General features: G+C 47.2%; 17 protein-coding genes and 1 riboswitch. Of the genes, 13 read left to right on the forward strand and 4 right to left on the reverse strand.

The genetic code is table 11. The annotated features are described in order from the left end of the window. Positions 1-5: 5 nt before the first annotated feature. A complete protein-coding gene (locus tag RXX31_RS04500) occupies positions 6-725 on the reverse strand; it encodes an extracellular solute-binding protein (RefSeq protein ID WP_317587912.1) in 720 nt (239 codons plus the stop codon). 17 nt (positions 726-742) lie between these two features. Further along, positions 743-1,261: an extracellular solute-binding protein gene (locus tag RXX31_RS04505; protein WP_317587913.1), complete on the reverse strand. Its 519-nt coding sequence runs from the start codon at positions 1,259-1,261 to the stop codon at positions 743-745. A 650-nt stretch (positions 1,262-1,911) separates the two neighbouring features. On the opposite strand from RXX31_RS04505, the gene RXX31_RS04510 reads away from it, so the two are divergent. From RXX31_RS04510 to RXX31_RS04525, 4 genes are all read left to right on the forward strand, one after another. Continuing rightward, positions 1,912-2,367, forward strand: coding sequence for a (2Fe-2S)-binding protein (locus tag RXX31_RS04510; RefSeq protein WP_317587914.1), 456 nt, complete (start codon positions 1,912-1,914; stop codon positions 2,365-2,367). Positions 2,368-2,393: 26 nt separating this feature from the next. Continuing rightward, positions 2,394-4,589, forward strand: coding sequence for a xanthine dehydrogenase family protein molybdopterin-binding subunit (locus tag RXX31_RS04515; RefSeq protein ID WP_317587915.1), 2,196 nt, complete (start codon positions 2,394-2,396; stop codon positions 4,587-4,589). A 68-nt stretch (positions 4,590-4,657) separates the two neighbouring features. After that, positions 4,658-5,683 (forward strand): XdhC family protein, encoded by a 1,026-nt coding sequence (locus RXX31_RS04520; RefSeq protein ID WP_317587916.1) that lies wholly within the window; start codon positions 4,658-4,660, stop codon positions 5,681-5,683. A 17-nt stretch (positions 5,684-5,700) separates the two neighbouring features. After that, complete coding sequence (locus RXX31_RS04525; RefSeq protein ID WP_317587917.1) at positions 5,701-6,291, forward strand: nucleotidyltransferase family protein; 591 nt, start codon at positions 5,701-5,703, stop codon at positions 6,289-6,291. Between the two features lies 1 nt (position 6,292). On the opposite strand, the gene RXX31_RS04530 is transcribed toward RXX31_RS04525, so the two are convergent. Then, positions 6,293-7,201 (reverse strand): LysR substrate-binding domain-containing protein, encoded by a 909-nt coding sequence (locus tag RXX31_RS04530; protein ID WP_317587918.1) that lies wholly within the window; start codon positions 7,199-7,201, stop codon positions 6,293-6,295. Positions 7,202-7,325: 124 nt separating this feature from the next. Between RXX31_RS04530 and RXX31_RS04535 the strand changes: the two genes are divergently transcribed. From RXX31_RS04535 to RXX31_RS04575, 9 genes are all read left to right on the forward strand, one after another. Then, positions 7,326-8,732: a glycoside hydrolase family 1 protein gene (locus RXX31_RS04535; protein ID WP_317587919.1), complete on the forward strand. Its 1,407-nt coding sequence runs from the start codon at positions 7,326-7,328 to the stop codon at positions 8,730-8,732. 344 nt (positions 8,733-9,076) lie between these two features. Then, positions 9,077-9,176, forward strand: a riboswitch (guanidine-I (ykkC/yxkD leader). A gap of 68 nt (positions 9,177-9,244) precedes the next feature. Then, positions 9,245-10,330 carry a putative urea ABC transporter substrate-binding protein gene (locus RXX31_RS04540; protein ID WP_317587920.1) on the forward strand — a complete coding sequence of 362 codons (1,086 nt, stop codon included), beginning with the start codon at positions 9,245-9,247 and terminating at the stop codon, positions 10,328-10,330. 36 nt (positions 10,331-10,366) lie between these two features. After that, the gene (locus RXX31_RS04545) at positions 10,367-11,188 is read left to right on the forward strand and encodes an ABC transporter permease (RefSeq protein WP_317587921.1); all 822 of its coding nucleotides are present in this window, start codon (positions 10,367-10,369) and stop codon (positions 11,186-11,188) included. Between the two features lie 2 nt (positions 11,189-11,190). Further along, entirely contained in the window at positions 11,191-11,982 is a 792-nt protein-coding gene (locus RXX31_RS04550) for an ABC transporter ATP-binding protein (RefSeq protein ID WP_317587922.1), read from the forward strand. A 10-nt stretch (positions 11,983-11,992) separates the two neighbouring features. Beyond that, entirely contained in the window at positions 11,993-12,730 is a 738-nt protein-coding gene (locus tag RXX31_RS04555) for an urea amidolyase associated protein UAAP1 (protein WP_317587923.1), read from the forward strand. Between the two features lie 12 nt (positions 12,731-12,742). Then, on the forward strand, positions 12,743-13,381 hold the full coding sequence (locus tag RXX31_RS04560; protein WP_317587924.1) for an urea amidolyase associated protein UAAP2: 639 nt from the start codon (positions 12,743-12,745) through the stop codon (positions 13,379-13,381). Positions 13,382-13,473: 92 nt separating this feature from the next. After that, entirely contained in the window at positions 13,474-17,070 is a 3,597-nt protein-coding gene (gene uca, locus RXX31_RS04565) for an urea carboxylase (RefSeq protein ID WP_317587925.1), read from the forward strand. Positions 17,071-17,081: 11 nt separating this feature from the next. Then, a complete protein-coding gene (gene atzF, locus RXX31_RS04570) occupies positions 17,082-18,845 on the forward strand; it encodes an allophanate hydrolase (RefSeq protein ID WP_317587926.1) in 1,764 nt (587 codons plus the stop codon). 191 nt (positions 18,846-19,036) lie between these two features. Then, positions 19,037-19,519 carry a type VI secretion system tube protein Hcp gene (locus RXX31_RS04575; protein ID WP_317587927.1) on the forward strand — a complete coding sequence of 161 codons (483 nt, stop codon included), beginning with the start codon at positions 19,037-19,039 and terminating at the stop codon, positions 19,517-19,519. Positions 19,520-19,654: 135 nt separating this feature from the next. Here the strand turns inward: RXX31_RS04575 and RXX31_RS04580 are convergent, their stop codons facing one another. After that, entirely contained in the window at positions 19,655-20,932 is a 1,278-nt protein-coding gene (locus tag RXX31_RS04580) for an FAD-binding oxidoreductase (protein WP_317587928.1), read from the reverse strand. Positions 20,933-20,952 lie beyond the last annotated feature (20 nt).

Here is a 20,952-nt window from a genome sequence, read left to right on the forward strand (position 1 = left end):
CTGGTTTAGTATTTCATTGAAATACGCTTCTGAGCGAAATCTAGCGCTTCTTTAGCATCTTCATTAGCAACAATGACTTTTTCTACCGCGCCCATAACGGTACGCATGATCGCCGGAGTTTCGTTTTCGTATCCAGGAATCAGAGTACTGCGTGAGTGCTTACCCGCTTCTGCAAATGAAGCAGCCCAAGGGTTCGCAGCAAGAAACTCAGGTGTAACAGGAACATCGGTTGCTAGTGAATCCGGACCAGATGCCTGGCGTAAAGAGTTCTGGCCTTCTGCTGAAACTAGCCATTTCAGGAACTTAATCGCTTCAGCTTTGTGCTCGCTTTCGGCGTTAAGTGCGATAAATAACTGCTGGTGAGCACCTGGTTGAGGGAATGGTAGTAATGCAGCCGCCAGGTTTTTAGAATCTAATTCACCACCGTTGGCAATATTCAAAGTACCGCCGCTGTTATCAATACTGAATGCGACCTGGTTTTGCTTAAAGCGAGTACGTTGCGTCGGGAAGTCATCACCTTTTGGAATCACATCCGCATCGTATAGCTTCTTAAACGCTTCAACCGCTTTTACCGCTTCTGGCGTATTCACCGTCAGCTTGCCATCAGCATTCACCCAGTTTACACCGTAACCAAACGCCCAGTTTTGGAAATCCATTGCCCATGTGCTGACATCCGCCATACGGTGACGAGCGGTAAAGCCAATCACGTCAGATTTTTCATGCACGGTTTTAGCCGCTGCAATTAGCTCATCAACCGTTGTTGGTGCAGAAACACCTGTGCGTCATCAGCAAGTGTTTTGTTGTAGATAAGTGCATAAGGAGCACGCTGCCATGCGATACCCAGGCGCTTACCATCAACAACACCGTTGCTATTGGTTGTATTAAGGTTATCGACACCTTCCACTGCTTCACTAATGTCTGTTAGAAATCCAGCAGTTGCTGCAGAGTAAAACAGACCTTCCTGAAGAATTAACAGGTCAGCACCCTGGCCACCTGCTAACTGTGTCATCATTTTTGTATACATTTCTGATGAAGAAATCATTTCACGTTCAAGGGTAATACTTGGGTCAGTAGCCTCAAACTTTGTAACCGCGCCCCATAAAGATTCACCACGTAACGCATCTAACCACTGTGAGTTAAGAATTGTCAGTGTTGCTTCATTTTCATTCGCTACTGCAGTTGACTGAAAGCCAGCTAAGCTAGCAACCAACAAGCTTGATTTAACAGCGGTGGAAAGATAACTACGTAATCGTGTTTTCATGATTGTTCCCTCAGTATTCAATTCAATCCATGTTCAGCGCAAACTTACGCCTTTTCACCAAATAAGCAGCTCCAAGACATCATTGGATAAGCATGCTGCTTCCGGCTTTTTCTTAACATAACAACATCAAGTAAAATATTTTTCTTGGTGCTCGTTTTATGAAAAGCACTTTTCATGCCACATGGTTGTATACAGTTACGACGGGGTTTGTTGGGTATTTTGTCAACAAAAGCGAAGGGTGTTGTGCACCTAAATGTTGCAGAATGATCAATGTTGGTGAGAGTGTAAGCAGATTACGGGGCAATTAAGGGGTAAAGAGAGGAAAAGAAAATTTGCTGTAGTTTATTCAGCTGAATGCCTTATCTGCTTGGCCTATTTTCTCTTCGTCCTTGATAGGCCTTATTGGTGCTGGAGCGCTTTATCATCATGACCAGACCGGTAGGTTTAACCTCCCTCATGTATATGCGGGTGCTGTTGCTAATATTTTGGACAATTAGGCAAGCACTAAGGATTTTCTGTCTGGCACGCCTTTTATGTACTTCTATAATTATTGATGCTCAACAAACTTAATTAAATTAAGGTGCTGCCTTTTCTCTTAGTAGAAGGGGGAAGTGCGCTTACTCATCATTATAGAGAGCAGGAGAAGCTCCATGTCAGTGACTTTAAATGTGAACGGTGTCGATAGAGAAATCGATGCAACTCCGGATACGCCTATTTTATGGGCGGTTCGTGACCATCTTGAAATGACTGGTACCAAATTCGGGTGCGGAATGGCTCAGTGTGGTGCTTGTACGGTACACCTGAATGGTTCGCCGATTCGTTCTTGTGTCACGCCTATTCAGGCGGCGGTCGGCCAGAAAATTACCACGATAGAAGGGGTGGAAAGCCCTGCAGCGAAAGTGGTTCAGCAAGCTTGGGATGAACTGCAAGTTCCGCAGTGTGGTTATTGTCAGTCCGGACAGATTATGTCTGCGGTTGCATTATTAGAGAATAATTCCAACCCGAGCGATGATGATATCGATGCGGCGATGTCCGGTAATATCTGCCGCTGTGCCACGTACGTTCGTATTCGTAAAGCAATCAAAGATGCTGCGACCAAGCTGTAAGTCGTTTGACAAAGGAGTGATAAATCATGCGTAGAATGTCCTTTTCAAATCCGGCTGAAGATGTTGCACTCGGTCGTCGAAAGTTCTTAAAAATCATGGGTGGTCTGGGTGCCGGGCTAACCTTAGGATTTTCCATCCCTGCATCACGTAATGCACAAGCGGCAGAGGCCACTTCCTCCGCCGTATCATTTGAACCTAACGCTTTTGTTCGTATCGGGACTGACAATAAAGTAACCGTAATGATCAAACATATCGAAATGGGTCAGGGGACCTATACCGGTTTGACGACGTTAGTGGCTGAAGAGCTCGATGCTGACTGGAATCAAATGGTAGCGGAAGGTGCCCCAGCAGATGCAAAACGTTACAACAACACATTTTGGGGTGAAATGCAGGGTACAGGTGGCAGTACTGCCATCGCCAACTCTTATACTCAAATGCGCACCGCGGGTGCCGCTGCTAAAGCGATGTTAGTCGCGGCTGCCGCTCAGCGTTGGAACGTTGATGCCAGAGAAATTCAGGTGAAATCAGGTATCGTTAGTCACGGTAATAATAAGGCGACCTTTGGCGAGTTGGCAGAAGACGCTGCGAAACAAGCGATTCCGGATGCAGAAAGTGTAAAACTTAAAAAGCCAGAACAGTTTGTTTTTATCGGTACACAAAACGTCAGTCGCAAAGATACGGGCAAAAACAACGGTACCGCTATCTTCACCCAGGATTTTAAGTTGCCAGGTATGCTGACAGCGATGGTTTTACACCCGCCGAAATTTGGTGCCAAGTTAAAGTCTCTGGATGCCGATCAGGCGAAGGCATCAGCGGGAGTGGTTGATGTTTTGACGATTCCAACCGGCGTAGCCGTCCTTGCAAAAGATTACTGGAGTGCGAAGAAAGCGCGAGACCTGCTTTCGGTCACCTGGGATGAAAGCGACGCGTTTAGCAAAAGTTCGTCGCAAATCATGACGGAATACAAAGAGCTGGTGAAAAAGTCTGGCTTGCCTGCTCGCAGCGAAGGGGATGCGACCTCCGCACTAGAGCAAGCTGACACGGTTATTGATAACGTATATGAGTTCCCGTTTTTGTCCCACTCAGCCATGGAGCCGATGAACTGTGTCGCTCATGTCACTGATGATGGCTGTGAGATCTGGAACGGTGAACAATTTCAAACCGTGGATCAAATGAACATCTCTAAAGTGTTGGGAATGAAACCAGAGCAAGTGACCATAAACATGTTACTCGCTGGTGGTAGTTTTGGTCGCCGTGCGAACCCGCATTCTGATTATTTGATTGAAACCGTTGAAATCGCCAAACAGAAGAAAGGCACGCCAGTTAAATTAGTCTGGAGCCGAGAAGATGATACGCAAGTGGGCTACTACCGTCCTGCTTATGTGCATCGTATTCAGGCGGGTCTCGATGCGGATGGAAACATCTCAAGCTGGCAGCAACATATCGTTGGTCAATCGATTCTGACCAATACGGTTTTTGAAGCTTTCTCGGTAAAAGAGGGCATCGATAATACATCGGTGGAAGGGGCGTCTAACATCCCATATGCGATTCCGAACTTATCCATCGAATTGACCACGGTTAACGAGGGGCCAACCGTGCAATGGTGGCGCTCTGTAGGCAGTACTCATACCGCGTTTTCAGTTGAGACGATGATTGATGAGCTTGCGGTAAAAGCGAACAAAGATCCGGTCGAAATGCGCATGCAATTACTGGCTAAACATCCTCGCTGGCAAGGTGTGCTCAAACTGGCTGCGGAAAAAGCGGGTTGGGGTAAAACACTTCCTGCTGGTACTGGCTTGGGCGTTGCGGTACATGAGTCGTTCAATACGTTTGTTGCTCAGGTAGCTCAGGTTACGGTCAAAGACGGCAGTATCTCTGTCGACAAAGTCGTGTGTGCTGTTGATTGTGGTGTAGCGGTGAATCCGGATGTTATCGCTGCTCAGATGGAAGGCGGTATCGGTTTTGGTCTGTCTCCTACACTTATGAGTTCAATCACGCTGGGTGAGGGCGGAGTCGTAGAGCAATCGAACTTCCACAACTATCAGGTATTGCGCTTAAATCAGATGCCGGAAGTTGAAGTCCACATTGTTCCTTCGGCAGAAGCGCCTACTGGTGTCGGTGAGCCAGGTGTTCCACCTATTGCTCCTGCAGTGGCAAATGCCGTTGCAGCCGCGACCGGACAGCGTTTACACACCTTACCCCTGAAATTGGCGACGGCTTAAGTCGCTCTACTTAGGATGAGAGTCCAGCTATTGGACTCTCTCAATTCAACGACGCCAGGTGAAGAGTGATGTCTAATCATTTGTTGTATCTATTGACCCAATGGTTTGGTCTGAAAGACGAAGATTCTTGGGTACTGGGAACCGTTTATAAAACCGAAGGCCCCGCCTATCGTAAAGCGGGTGCGATGATGTTGTTCAGTGATGCCGGACACCAGTTAGGTATGCTCAGTGGTGGCTGCCTTGAATCCGATATCCACCTGCACGCGCGCAAAGTGATGCTGAATCAACAGCCCGTAACGCTGACCTATGACGGCAGTGATGAGGATGACCTGGCTTTTCAGCTTGGTATTGGGTGCGGTGGAACCGTGCATATCCTTTTACAGCCACTAACAGAGGAAAATCGTTATTTAGGACTTCCCCAAGTGTTAGAGGCTTTGCAACAGCATCGTAAAGGTTACTACTTTCAAAAAGTATCGAATCAGGATGTCGCAGCCCGATTTATGGACGAGCCGCTGCCGGGGCTGCAGCAAGCCCGGCGCTCGCAACTTATCGAACAGGACGATGAGTTATGGCTGTGTACCGCAATAGAGCCGCCCTTGCATTTGCTTATCGTCGGCGGCGGTATTGACGCAAGACCCGTCGCTCAATTGGCGCATCAATTGGGTTGGCGAGTGAGCTTGTGGGATCCAAGACCTGCCAATGGGAGAATGGAGTATTTTCCTCATCTCTCGCAAAAATTGAGTGGGGATGCAAACCAACTAAACGATTATTGCAGGCAGAACTCCGTAAAAGCAGCGGTTTTGATGAGCCATAATGTCACCATGGACGCGAATGCTTTGTCGGCTTTATCCGGGCTTCCACTTAATTACCTTGCTCTGCTTGGTCCTGTTAACCGCCGTGAGCAAGTTATCGCTCAATCGGGCATTGGACTGGACGAGTTGTCCGTTCCTTTATCGGGTCCAGCAGGGCTTGATCTGGGCGCAGAATTACCAGAAACCATTGCGTTGTCGATTCTGGCTGAGTGCCAGGCTGCGGTTACTCAAAAAACGGCGCGTTCGTTAAGTGGCGTGATACCGGCCGGTGCGTACGAGTAGTGTCGGAGTCAGGCAAAATGAAAATCGCCGTGATGATCATGGCTGCCGGGCAGAGTAAACGCTTTGGTGGCTGCAAGTTGCTGAGTCAGCTTGATAGTGGTCACAGCTTATTGTCTCATGCCGTGGATATCGCGCTGGGGAGTAAAGTCGGGCCGGTATTTGTTGTGACCGGCCGCTGGCACAGCGAAATTGAGCACGCGCAGCATGAGGGTAGTTTGCCATCGGTACCGTTACTCTACAATGCCAAGTGGTCTGAGGGATTAGGCAACTCGATCGCACATGGCGTCAGAACGCTGGCGGCTGATTATGACGCTATTCTAATCACGCTTGCCGATCAAGTGGCACTGCATGGGGCCGATTTAATCCAAATTTCTGAACTGGCCCAAACTGAACGCATTGTTTGTTCACACTATAACGGTAAGCGCGCCGTGCCTGCGCTCTTTCCTGCCAGCTGTTTTGAGCAGCTAATGCAACTGCAAGGCGAGCATGGTGCCCGACATCTATTGCGCGGCGATGTGCTGCCTGTCTGCGAAATCCCGCTTTCCAATGCGGCGTTTGACATAGATACGCCGCAACGCCTGGCCGAGTGGATAGCGTTTAATCGTTAAATTAACCGTTTTCAATAAGCTGGCTGCGTAACCATGAGGTAAACGCTTTGAACCTCGGTCGTTGCTCCATTCCTTTGGGACAAATAAGTAAATACTTCATGTCGGCTGGCGTCACGCCAAATGGTGCGATTAATTCACCGCTATCAAGATAAGGCTGGATCAGCGCCACGCGTCCCATGCCTACGCCCATATGATTTTTTACTGCGGATACTGCCATCTCACCATGGTTAAAAACATAGTAATTGGCGTTTGGTGTAATCGGTTCGGTTTGCTGCTTGAGCCAATGTTGCCATTCAAAATCGTAATTGGCTGAATCAATAGACTCTGTGCAATGGATTAAATTGGCGTTAGCTAAGCTACTTACCTGATCAGTGATCTTATGTTTTTCTGCATAAAGTGGCGTGCAAACCGGGGTCAGATGCTCTTCAAACAGCATTTCGTTATGCATATCAGATTGGGGTTCGCGGCTGTAGTAGATAGCTAAATCCACTGGCTCGTGATGAAAGTCCAGATAGCTGGCTTTCACTCGGATCTTTAAGTTCAGGTTAGGATAGCGAGCCTGAAAATTTGCCAGTTTAGGTAAAAGCCATGACTGAGCAAATGTCGGTGCGACCCCGATGTATAGCTCTCCGGTGAGCTCATTAAAGCGAATATCATCAATGTCAGAAAAGATGGTAGAAAAAGAGCCGCTTACTGTTTCGTATAGTCGTTTTCCTTCCTCCGTCAGTTCCAGCTTTCTGGTCAGCCGGATAAATAGCTTGAAGCCTAACTGCTGCTCCAGTTGTTTAATTCTCTGACTTACCGCTCCCTGAGTTAAGTGCAACTCTTCGGCCGCGTTGGTAAAGCTTAAACACTTTGCGGCCACGTTGAAAGTATACAGGTTTGAGACGACGTGCTGTTTGTTTTCCATCTTGCTCTTATCTATTAGTTCAGCTAATTCATACTGTACTCGAATTGAGTTGTGACGATCAAAGTATTCCTTTTTAATTAGCTTGTCTTATGTGATTTTAATTGTCAGTTTCAAGGAGCAACCTATGTCTTTTCGTTTTCCCGATGGTTTTTTGTGGGGTGGAGCAACGGCGGCAAACCAAATCGAAGGTGCGCATACTGCTGATGGTAAGGGACTGTCGACATCCGATATTCAACCTTTTGGCTCGTTTGGGGAATTAAAGCATCGACAGGACGGAGACTTTAATATCAAAGATATAGCGATCGATTTTTATCATCGTTATCCGCAAGATATAGAGTTGTTTTCCGAGCTTGGGTTTACCTGTTTTCGCCTTTCAATTGCCTGGAGCCGAATCTTTCCTAAGGGAGATGAGCTAGAACCGAATGAGGCTGGGCTGGCGTATTACGACCGGATTTTTGATGAACTGGAAAAGCACGGCATTACGCCAGTTGTCACCTTATCTCACTATGAAATGCCTCTGCATTTGGCTGAGACATATGATGGCTGGACAAGCAGAGAGCTGATTAAGTTCTTTGAACGTTATGCTACTGCGGTATTCTCCCGCTTCGGGCATCGCGTTAAGTACTGGCTGACCTTCAATGAAATCAATGCCACTTTACATGAGTCGTTTACCGGCGCCGGCATACCACGCGGCAGTGATGCTCAGGCGCTTTATCAGGGAATACATCACCAGTTGGTAGCCAGTGCAAAAGCGGTCAAAGCCTGTCATGAGCTGCTACCAGACGCCAAGATCGGCAATATGATGCTGGGGGCTATTCAGTATGCATTAACCAGCCATCCGGACGATGTATTTGAAGCGGTGCAACAGAATCGCGAATGGCTGTTTTTTGGCGATGTACAGAGCCGTGGTTACTACCCGGGTTATATGACGCGCAAATTCAAAGAAATGGGCGTTGTTCTCAATATCACAGACGAAGATAAAGAGGCGCTAAAAGAAACGGTCGATTTTATCTCATTCAGCTACTACATGACGGGTTGTGTCAGTGTTCAGAACGAAAACTTAGAGATGACCGATGAGGAAGCTTTCAAAATGGGAAGCAATCCATATCTGGAGTCCACGGATTGGGGATGGCAAATTGACCCGAAGGGGCTGCGTATTGTTTTGAACCTACTTTATGACCGATACCAAAAGCCATTATTCATCGTAGAAAATGGCCTGGGTGCAACGGACACCATCAACGAAAACGGCGAGATTGAGGATGACTACCGCATTCAGTACCTCAATGATCATCTATACCAGGTTGGTGAAGCTCTTCAGGACGGCGTCGAAATCATGGGTTACACCTGCTGGGGACCTATTGATTTGGTCAGTGCCTCAACCGCACAAATGTCAAAACGATACGGTCTGATTTATGTTGACCGTGATAATGACGGGCAAGGCACGTTAAATCGTGTAAAGAAAAAAAGTTTTCACTGGTACCAAAACGTCATCCAAACCAATGGTGAAGCGCTGACTCCACCAAAGGCATAGTATGAGTTAAAAGGGCTTCGGTAGTGATCTCATTACCGAAGCCTACCTGATGCAAATGTGCTTGTGTCTCCCCCTCTATAACATCCTCCACTTATTCGTATCTGATTTCTCATCTTATTGATGCGCTCTTGAGAGCTGTGGGTCACGTTCACCTTCTGTTATGCACTTAATTGGTGCTCATTCTGATTCTCATTGGTGCGATTAAGGTGCATTCACTGGAGGTGTGTTTTTAATTTATTGAAAAATAAATAAATTATATCATGGCATCGGTTTTGCTTTACTTTAAGTGTTCGTAGCAAAGAGTCATCAACCAGTGAATAGGAGTGCACTGGATACAATTCGGTAAAATAGACATCTAGGGTTCCGGCTAATTGCGGTTAGTGACTGGTCCGAGAGTTGTCAACCTCTTATGAGGTCACACGGCGGGACAAAAGCCCGGGAGGCCAACCAATTTCATTGGTGATGTCTCTGCGCGCTTGTTCAATTTATGTGATTCACATTGGAGGTGGTCCATGTCACTTTTCTCTAAACGCTCGCTTATCTCAATCGCTTTATCCGCTAGTGTGCTTAGTGCACCTTTTATTTCCACGACTGCGCTCGCAGAAGAAAAGCAAGATTTCACTATCGCTTGGTCTATCTACGTTGGTTGGATGCCTTGGGATTACGCAAAATACAGTGGAATTATCGATAAATGGGCGGATAAATATGGCATTAATATCGATGTCATTCAGGTAAACGACTATGTTGAGTCTATCAACCAGTACACTGCAGGTCAGTTTGATGCAACGGTAATGACCAACATGGATGCCTTGACGATCCCGGCTGCAAGTGGTGTGGATTCAACGGCTGTTATTGTTGGTGATTTCTCGGATGGTAATGATGGCATTGTGCTAAAAGGTGATAACAAGTCACTAGCAGACATCAAAGGGCAGAATGTTAACTTGGTTGAACTTAGTGTTTCACACTACTTAATGGCTCGAGGCCTTGAGAGTGTTGGTCTCAGTGAGCGAGACGTTAAAGTCGTAAACACTTCAGATGCGGATATGGTCGCTGCATTTACTACTGATGATGTCACTTCTACCGTCACCTGGAACCCGCTACTTAGCGAAATAAAATCCCAACCTAATAGTACACTCGTTTTTGACTCATCCCAAATTCCCGGCGAAATCATTGACCTGATGGTCGCAAATACAGAAACCCTGCAAGATAACCCGGCTCTGGGCAAAGCGTTAACCGGTGCATGGTATGAAATCATGTCGATCATGTCTGGTGAAGACAAAGCCGCTGCTGATGAAGCAAAAACCTACATGGCGAAAGCGTCTGGCACTGACTTAGCGGGTTACAATGCCCAACTTGCTGCAACTAAGATGTACTTCTCTGCGGGAGAGGCGGTTAACTTTACAACAAGTGAAGATTTGAAATCGACCATGCAAAAAGTGGCGCAATTTTCCTTTGATCACGGCCTCCTTGGTGAAGGCGCGCCTGATGCGAGCTTTATCGGTGTCGAAACACCTTCTGGTGTCTATGGTAACCCAAGCAATATCAAACTACGTTTCACCGCTGAATACATGCAAATGGCAGCAGACGGCAAATTGTAAGTTTCGATATTCACCCCCAGAGTTTTAGGAGTTGCCATGACAAAACTCATCAACCGTCAACCTTCTCGCATTAGTAAGGTAATGCTGGGTTTACTGCCGTTCATCATATTGCTGTTTGTTTATATGACGGCATCTGATGCTCGTCTGGCGGTAAACCCATCCGACAAGCTACTACCTGCTTTTAGCAGTTTTGCCGATGCTATTGATCGTATGGCATTTACACCGAGCAAGCGTACTGGAGATTATCTGCTCTGGACTGACACGTTAGCCAGTCTGCAACGTTTAGCGATTGGGGTCGGTGCGAGTGCCTTGTTCGGTTTAGCGATCGGTGTAGCGAATGGGATGTTACCGGTTGTTCGTTCTTCGCTGTCTCCACTGGTTACTGCGATTTCTTTGATTCCACCAATGGCGATACTTCCCATTTTGTTCATTACTTTTGGCTTGGGTGAAGTTTCCAAAGTTGTCCTTATTTTTATTGGGATTTGCCCAATTATCGTCAGGGATCTTCAACTTAAATCTCAGTCACTGCCTCAGGAGCAGTTGATTAAAGCGCAGACACTTGGCGCTAACAGCTGGCAAATCATTGTTCGAGTTGTGCTGCCACAGATATTCCCGCGATTGATCGAAGCGGTTCGCTTGACATTGGGCAGTGCATGGCTGTTTTTGATTGCCGCCGAGGCGATTGTCGCGACTGATGGCCTGGGTTATCGCATCTTCCTTGTCCGTCGTTATTTGTCGATGGATGTCATTCTTCCATATGTTATCTGGATAACCATTCTTGCTTTCACCATGGATTGGTTATTAAGAAAACTGTCTGAGAAGACATGCCCTTGGTATCACGAAGCACAGGGAGAATAAGCATGAACACGAGAAAACCCATCATTGAGATTAAGCAAGTCTGGAAAGAATACGGCGATAACATCGTTTTAGAGAAGCTAAATCTCGATGTTTATCCTGGTGACTTTGTCAGTATCGTTGGTGCTTCAGGTTGCGGCAAAACGACCATGCTCAACATGTTACTGGGTACAGAAAAGCAGACTCGTGGGGAGATCTTGCTTGATGGTCAGCCGCTGTCGACAGAACCCGGCATCGAACGAGGCATTGTCTTTCAGAAGTATTCCGTATTTCCTCACCTGACGTCACTAAAGAATGTCATGTTAGGCAAGGAGTTAGAATCGAGCAGTGTACTGACCTCTTTAACCGGTCGTGGTTTTGGAGCCAACAAGAAAAAAGCTCGGGAAGAAGCAACGGCGATTCTCAAGCAAGTCGGGCTAGGACACGCTTTGGACAAATACCCTCATGAGCTTTCCGGTGGGATGAGACAACGCTTATCGATTGCTCAGGCCCTGATTAAAAAGCCGCGTATTTTGCTCCTTGATGAGCCGTTTGGCGCACTTGATCCGGGCATCCGAAAAGACATGCACAGCTTAATTAAGTCACTTTGTCAGGAGCAACTGCTCACCGTGTTCATGATCACTCATGACCTCAGTGAAGGTTTTCACTTAGGCAACCGATTGTGGGTGTTTGATCATGTAAGAAATGACGAACAGGCTCCGGAACGCTTTGGCGCACAGGTTACGTTTGATATCGATTTGAGAAAACCAGAGCAAGCCGAAGTGGTAAACAGTTTATTAGAAAAGAAAATTGCATAGGAGGACAATGATGTCGTCTAACACACCTATTTTTACCGATACGATTCCAGGGGCCGCACACTGGTCAATGGTCATTCCAAAAGGACATGTATTACAAGCGAAAGACCTGGAAGGTGGCGCTAACCTGAGCATGCTGTTCTACAATCCGACCAATTTGTTGGAGCGCTATAACGCGCCTGATTCCCTGAAGGGCCAGCATACTTTTAAGCTGACTGCCGGGCATTGCCTTTATTCAGATATGGGACGCGTATTCTGTTCGATAGTCCGTGATGATACCCATTGGATTGATTCCGTCTGTGGTGTTGCCAACAAACAAAAAGTCGCTGAAAAATGGGGCGAACGTGATTATCAGAAAGACAGAAACCAGTGGAAACAAAATGGCTATGATGCGCTGTTAGTAGAAGTGGCGAAATACGGTCTGGGTCAACGAGATCTTGCCGCTAACCTGAACTTGTTCAGCCGTGTAAAAACTGACGAAGATGGCAATCTGCAATATGCAGAAGACCACAGTAAAGCGGGTGATTGTATTGAGCTGCGTTTTGAAATGGATACTTTGGTGGTGTTAACCACTTGTCCTCACCCAATGAACCCAGCAGAAGAATACCCATTTAAACCGGTTGAAATTGCATTGTTTGAAGCAGAACCAGTCCGCGAAGATGACGCTTGTGTCATGTCCAGAGAAGAAAATGGCCGAGGTTTTGAAAACAACCGCCGTTACCACATGCACTCAGCGTGCTGTCATCAGTAAGGAGGATGAAAGATGATTGTTGAAAGTAAATTAGAACCTCAAACGGCAATTCGCCGGGATATCGTGCCTGCTGGTGACTATTACATGAAAGTCGTTAAAGCGGGTCAGACATTCCGCATCCTCGATTTGGAAGGAAACCAGGCCGCCGACACGTTGTTTTATAATGCCAATGATCCAGCAGAACGTTACAGCGCTATCGATACTATTCGTGAACAAGGTAATGTTTATCTGACAGCAGGCACCAAAATCTTGTCAAATCATGGCAACGAAATGTTGGAGATTGTCGCTGATACCTGTGGCCGTCACGACACCTTAGGTGGTGCGTGTGCGACAGAGAGTAATACTGTGCGCTATGCGATTGATAAGAAATGCATGCACGCTTGCCGTGATAGCTGGCTACTGGCTGTTGCTGAAAACGAAGAGTTCGGCATGAGCAAACGCGATATCACGCACAACATCAACTTCTTTATGAATGTGCCAATCACCGAGGCAGGGGGATTAACCTTTGAAGACGGGATCAGTGCGCCGGGCAAGTATGTCGAACTCACAGCCAAAATGGATGTGATCGTCCTAATCTCAAACTGCCCTCAATTGAACAACCCATGTAATGCCTACAACCCAACGCCAGTTGAAGTCTTGGTGTGGGATTAAACTCAGCGCATCCATGAGAGAGTCGGGGACGACCCCATACTTTGACTCTGAGTTTTTAGCCGGGACGACCCGGACAAGAATTGGAATCGTCTATGTTTAACAAGGTACTTATCGCAAACCGCGGCGCTATCGCTACCCGTGTGATCAGAACGCTAAAAAAATTAGGTATCACCAGTGTTGCGATTTACAGCGAAGCAGATTCACAAAGTCTCCACGTCACTCAGGCTGATGAAGCCTACTCATTAGGCCAGGGCGCCGCTGCAGAGACCTACCTCAACCAGAAAAAAATCATCGATATTGCCAAACAGGCTGGTGCTGAAGCGATCCACCCTGGCTATGGCTTTCTAAGTGAGAACCCAGATTTCGTCGGCTTGTGTGAAACTCACGGTTTGGTATTCCTTGGTCCAACGCCGGAGCAGATGAATGTTTTCGGCCTAAAACACTCCGCTCGTGCCATTGCCGAGAAATCGGGTGTCCCTCTTTTGCCAGGCACCGAGCTGCTTAAAGACAAACAGCAAGCGTTAGATGAAGCCCGAGTCATTGGTTATCCAGTGATGCTGAAAAGTACCGCTGGCGGTGGTGGTATCGGTATGCAATGCTGCTACGATGAGTCGTCATTGGCTGCGGCTTTCGACTCAGTGAAACGCCTGAGTGAGAACAACTTCAGTAACAGCGGCGTTTTTCTCGAAAAATTCATTGAACGTGCACGTCACATTGAAGTGCAGATTTTTGGTGACGGGCAGGGAACGGTGGTTGCGCTTGGTGAACGAGACTGTTCTTCTCAACGCCGTAACCAGAAGGTGATTGAAGAGACGCCAGCACCCAACTTAAGCGATAAAACCCGGGAAGCCCTTCACCAGACGGCGATTAACCTGGCAAAACAAGTGAACTATCGCAATGCCGGTACCGTTGAGTTTGTTGTCGACCAAACCACTGAAGAATTTTACTTCCTGGAGGTGAATACTCGCTTACAGGTTGAACACGGTGTTACCGAAGAAGTGTTTGGCGTCGATCTTGTCGAATGGATGGTGAAATTAGGTTCTGGCGATTTAACTCAAGCCGAATTGCTGACGGAGCGTAAGCCAAAGGGACACGCAGTGCAAGTTCGATTGTATGCCGAAGATGCCAATAAAAACTTTCAGCCATGCGCAGGATTACTGAGTCACGTTGAGTGGCCGCAGATTGATGGATTACGAATCGAGCACTGGATTGAAGCGGGCGTCGAGGTTTCTCCGTTCTTTGACCCTATGTTGGCGAAGATTATTACGTTGGGCGAGTTCCGCACCGATGCTTTAGATAAAATGGCACAGTCGCTGCAGACGATGGCCATTTACGGTATCGAGCATAACCAGGCGTATTTGCAGCAACTGCTTCAGGATGACCTGGTGCAAAGCGGAATGGTATTAACCCGTTCTCTCAACGACTTTGTCTATCAGCCTACTTCAGTCGATGTGATCAGTGGTGGTACCCAGACGACTATTCAGGATTACCCTGGCCGTTCAGGCTACTGGCATATTGGTGTGCCGCCTTCAGGCCCGATGGATTCGCTTAGCTTCCGTCTTGGTAACCAGATGCTCAACAATGATGAAGCTTGCGCAGGTCTGGAAATCATCATTTCTGGCCCGACTCTGAAATTTAACGTTGAACAATCTTTCGTTCTTACCGGCGCACATCTTGATGCGACCTTGGATGGTGTAGAGATTGAACATGGTGTCGTGACGACAGCAAAAGCGGGTCAAATTCTTAAAACCGGATTTGTGAAAGGGGATGGGGCGCGCAGTTACCTATTGTTTGAAGGCGGCATCCAATGTCCAGATTATCTTGGCAGTAAATCCACCTTTACTTTAGGTCAGTTTGGCGGACATGCTGGTCGCGCCATTGTTGCTGGTGATGTCTTGCATGTTACAGGCTCTGCCGCAGACTCCACCGTTGAAGGAACACAGGTTCAATTACCAACCCTGAGTACAGAATGGACGGTTCGTGTGATTTACGGTCCACACGGTGCTCCGGACTTTTTCACTGATGAAGACATCGAAGCCTTCTTCTCTGCGACATGGAAAGTGCATTTCAACTCAAGCCGTACTGGTGTTCGTCTAATTGGTCCGAAACCAAACTGGGCACGTCAGGATGGTGGTGAGGCCGGGTTGCACCCTTCTAATATCCACGATAATGCGTATGCCGTAGGCACGATCGATTTTACCGGTGATATGCCCGTGATTCTGGGCCCTGACGGTCCAAGCTTAGGCGGTTTCGTTTGTCCTGCGACCATCATCAAAGCCGATTTATGGAAAGCAGGTCAGTTCAAGGCTGGCGATAAAATACGTTTTGTCCCGGTAACGATTGAGCAAGCTGAAATGGCAGAACGCGCTCAACTTGATGGCATTGCATCTCTGAATATTGAAGAAGCAGAGCTGGAAGCGGCAGAGCTATCGTCGCCGGTGATAAAAACACTGCCTAAAGAAGTCTTTGGTGAAGACGTGGTTTATCGTCCGAGTGGCGAAGATTTCTTACTGGTCGAATATGGTCCGCAAGTGCTGGATATTCGTCTTCGCTTCCGTGTCCATGCACTGATGATGAAGATTGAAGACATGGATATTGACGGTGTTAAAGAGTTAACCCCAGGTATTCGATCGCTACAAATTCACTACGATAACCTGACGCTACCTCGTCATAAATTACTCAAATACCTAGAACAACTGGAAATGCAGTTGACCGATATTGATGAGCTGACGGTTCCGGCTCGTGTCGTGCATATCCCGTTGTCGTGGGACGATGAAGCAACACGTTTAGCGATTCGCAAATATGACGAAGTGGTGCGTAAAAACGCGCCTTGGTGTCCGGATAATATTGAGTTTATTCGTCGTATTAACGGTCTGGATTCCGTCGAGGATGTGAAAAAGATTGTCTTTGATGCCAGTTACTTAGTGATGGGCTTGGGAGATGTTTATCTGGGCGCGCCTGTGGCAACGCCAATGGACCCTCGTCACCGTCTGGTTACCACGAAGTATAACCCAGCGAGAACCTGGACGCCTGAGAATGCAGTCGGAATCGGCGGCGCTTATCTGTGTGTCTATGGTATGGAAGGCCCGGGCGGCTATCAGTTTGTTGGTCGAACTTTGCAGATGTGGAACCGTTATCGTCAGACCAAAGAGTTCGAACAGCCTTGGCTATTACGCTTCTTTGACCAGATTAAGTTTTACGAAGTTAGTGCAGAAGAGCTGCTGGAAATACGACGTAAGCATCCACTCGGCCAATACCCACTGCAAATCGAAGAGACGGAATTTTCACTGGCGAGTTATCAGTCTCTGATTGATGAACACTCTGAGGAAATCGATGCATGTAAGACACGTCAGCAAACCGCTTTTGAGGCGGAGCGCCAACGTTGGATTGAAAGCGGACAAGCAAACTTCGTCATTGAAGAAGCGGAAGAAGAAGAGCAGGAACAAATGGTGCTCGAAGACGGGCAGGCTCTGGTAGAAAGCCATGTTGCCGGCAATGTCTGGCAAGCGCTGGTGAAACCAGGGGATACAGTTAAAGCCGGACAAGTCATTATGGTTCTGGAAGCGATGAAAATGGAACTTGAAGTGGTCGCTTCAGAGTCGGGCATTATTGATCAGGTCTGCGCCGATAAAGGGGCACAGGTCAGTGCTGGTCAGCCACTCGTCATTATCAATACTCAAGCAGCATAAGGAGTAAAGGGATGAATACTCCAGTTACTATCGAACAATTACTTGCCGGCTACCGCAGCGGTGAAATAGACGTACGTACTTTTCTTAAACAGAAATACCAACTGGCGCAGGAAGATACGCATAACACCTGGATTTCTCTGATTTCAGAGTCGCAATTGGATGACTACCTTTCTGATTTGGAGACAAAAGATCGTCAATTACTGCCGTTGTATGGCGTGCCATTTGCGATAAAAGATAACATTGATCTGCAAGATTTACCGACAACCGCCGGATGTAAAGAATATGCTTATCAACCGTCAGAGTCTGCGTTTGTTGTAGAACTTTTGATCAAAGCAGGAGCGGTACCGCTGGGGAAAACGAACCTCGATCAGTTTGCGACTGGGTTAGTTGGGGCTCGTAGTCCGTGGGGAGCGGGCAAAAACAGCTTCGATCCTGATTATGTGTCTGGTGGGTCGAGTGCTGGGAGTGCCATCAGTGTGGCTTTAAATCAGGTGTTTTTCTCGTTAGGTACGGATACCGCTGGCTCAGGTCGCGTTCCGGCTGCATTCAATAATATCTTGGGCTTGAAACCAACCAAGGGCTTATTGAGCTGCAGTGGCGTCGTTCCCGCTTGTCGTACACTGGACTGCGTTACTTTCTTTGCACGCAGTGCGGGTGATCTTGAGACGCTTGTCGATGTTGCCACAGTGTATGATGAAAAAGATGGTTATGCGCGTCCAAATGTTCAGCAAACGCTGCCTGGTGAATTTCGCGGTTTAAAGGTGGGGGTTCCCGCTGAAGATCAGCTGGCATTTTTTGGCAACGATCAATACAAAAAACAGTTTGCTTTGGCGCTGGAAAGAATGAAAGCAATGGGCGCTGAGCTGGTTGAGTTTAATCTGCAACCGTTTATTGATGCTGCAAAACTCTTGTATCAAGGCCCTTGGGTGGCAGAGCGTTACGCAGCCATTCAGTCGTTTTTTGACGAAGACAGCCGCCGCTGTTTACCCGTGATTGAAACCATTGTCGGTGGTGCGAAAAACTACACAGCGGCTGATACGTTTAAATACATGTATCAGTTACAGGATTACAAAGTTCAGTGTGACAAGTTGCTTGGGGAGGTGGACGTTGTCATTACTCCGACTGCGGGCAGCACATATACGATTGAAGAGGTGGAATCTAATCCGATTGAGCTGAATAGCAATCTTGGTTATTACACCAACTTCATGAATTTATTGGATTATACAGCCATTGCTATTCCGTCATCGTTCTGTGAGTCCGGTTTACCGTTTGGCTTTACGTTTTTTGCGCCTGCATTTACGGACTCGGGTTTGATCAAGCTTGCGCAGGCATGGCAAAAAGAAACCTGTCTTCCGCTTGGGGCTACTGAGCAATTTTTACCTGAAGATGAACGTGTAGATCTGTTGGTGTGCGGTGCCCATATGCAAGGGTTACCACTGAATCATCAGTTAACGGGAGAGGGGGCGATACTCAAAGCAAAAGGTGAAACCGCCAAGTCTTACCGTATGTATGCGCTGGCTGGTGGACCTCCAGCTCGTCCGGGACTGGTACGCGATGAAGACAATGGTCAGGCTATCGAAATCGAAGTGTGGTCGTTCCCGAAATCAGCACTAGGTAGTTTGCTGTGTCAAATCCCACATCCATTAGGGTTAGGCAAAGTAGAGCTAAGTGATGGAAACTGGGTGACAGGGTTTATCTGTGAAGCCATTGGTATCGAAGGTGCCGAGGACATTACGGCGCTAGGTGGCTGGCGAAGTTATCTAGGGGCTCACTAAAATTGCCTCTTATAAAATAGTCATTTAAATCTTGAGGTTAAATTAAGGGGGATTGTTACAATGCCCCTTAATTTTCGATTTTTCAAAGAGATAAGAATTCATCCGGCCTTCTTTCCTCGACTTTAAACCTAATACTCTATGCTTGAACGCTATCTATACTGTATCTGAACGTCGACCGAGGAGAACAGTTCATGAGTATAAAAAATAAAGCATTAGTAATAGTCGCCAGCGCCTTAATCGGAGTGAGTAGCGCTGCCTCAGCAAAAGTAGATGGACCCATGGTGATGACAATCGAAGAAGTGGGTGCTTCAGAGCTGTTGTCGTGGTCATGGACGGCAAGTCAGAGCATTAGCTATTCAACTGGGTCTGGAGGTGGTGGTACGGGAAAAGTGAATATTGGTGAGCTCAATGTCACCCGTTACAGTGATGCTCAATCGGCTGCACTCTTAAGATATATAGTCACAGGAAGCCACTTTGATACCGTCGAGTTCGCCCGGGATGGATTAAAAATCACCTTGAAAGATGTCCTAATAAGCTCTTTTAATGTTGGCAGTTCAAGCGATATGAAAGAGCCACAAACAGAAAGCCTCTCGTTTTCGTTTAGGCAGATTACTTATCAAGTTGATGGTGGTCCGGCTTATTGCTATGACAGGTCAACCAACACTCAATGTTAGTTGTCTATTGGTATCTTTATATTATGGAACTAACTGGTAATGAACATGCGTATCAATAGTAAGTTAGCCAGATATACTATAAGGGCTGTAATTGCAGCCCTTTTTGCTCTCACCGTTTTAAATACAACCCATAACTTAAAGCAAATCACGAACCCGGTAGTATGACATGGCTAATACAAGTGCTGGAGTGCGGAGTAAACGTCCACCAGGGAACGACATATGAGGTACTTTATCAAAAATGGCAAAGCGTTCAGCGGTTGCAGCAACGCACTCAGCCATGAGCGTGCCTGCCAGACCTGTTACCGCAATTCCATGACCAGAGAACCCTTGAGCAAAATAGACATTGGGTTTGAGCCGGCCAAAGTGAGGCGCGCGGTTCATGGTGATAGCCACATTGCCACCCCACGCATAATCAATTTTAGCGTTAGTCAATTGCGGGAATATGCTCACCATCCGGTTGCGCATCGCTTTCTCTAAGTTAAATGGCGCAACGCCAGAGTAGCTGACTCGTCCGCCAAATAGCATCCGGTTGTCGCCGGAGCAGCGGAAATAGTCGAGTACAAAATTGATATCACTCGCGGCGATATGGTTTTTCATCAGTTTATTGGTTAATGTTTCATCGAGAGGTTCTGTGGCACAGATGTAGGTGCCCACAGGCATAACTTTGTTTTCTAGTGAGCTTTCTAACCCTTCCATATAAGCATTACACGCCAGAATCACGTGATTCGCTTTCACTTCGCCATGCTTGGTAAATAGAGTGGCAGGGTCACCGTGCTCAATTTTAATAACCGCACTTTCTTCAAAAAACTGAGCACCAGCGGCTTGAGCGGCATTGGTTAAGCCGAGCGTGTAGTTTAATGGGTGTAGGTGACCACTATTATGATCAAACATGCCGGAAGTATATTTGTCGCTGTCAATATGCTCTCGAACCTGTTCTTTATCCCATAGCTCGAGCGAGTCGTAGTTATATCGCTCAGTCAGGTTGGCGTACCACTCTTGAAGTTCTTTGTCATGACGCGATTTCATGCCTAAGTGAACCATGCCATCGCGCCAATCACAGTCAATATTGTACTTTTTAATATTATTTTTGGTTAGAGCAAGTGCCTCGACAGAGAGCTCCCAAAGTTTCCTTGCGTCAGACTCGCCGACGAGCTTTTCAAGTGTATGTTGCTCTGAAGCCCAGCCAAAAATTGCCTGGCCGCCACTCCGTCCCGAAGCTCCCCAACCGACACGATTTGCTTCCAAAACAATAACGCTATAGCCCTTATTGGCAAGTTCAAGTGCTGCTGTCGCTCCGGTTATACCAGAGCCCACCACACACACATCGGCCACATGGCTTCCTTTTAGTGTGGGAAAGCGTAAATCCAGGTTTTTTGATGCAGCATAGTAAGAGAGGGTATGCTTCGTACTCATCTTGACATCCTTTTCGTCTA

It is taken from the genome of Vibrio sp. EA2 (genome assembly GCF_033042495.1).
In the GTDB taxonomy this organism is placed as follows: Bacteria; Pseudomonadota; Gammaproteobacteria; order Enterobacterales; family Vibrionaceae; genus Vibrio.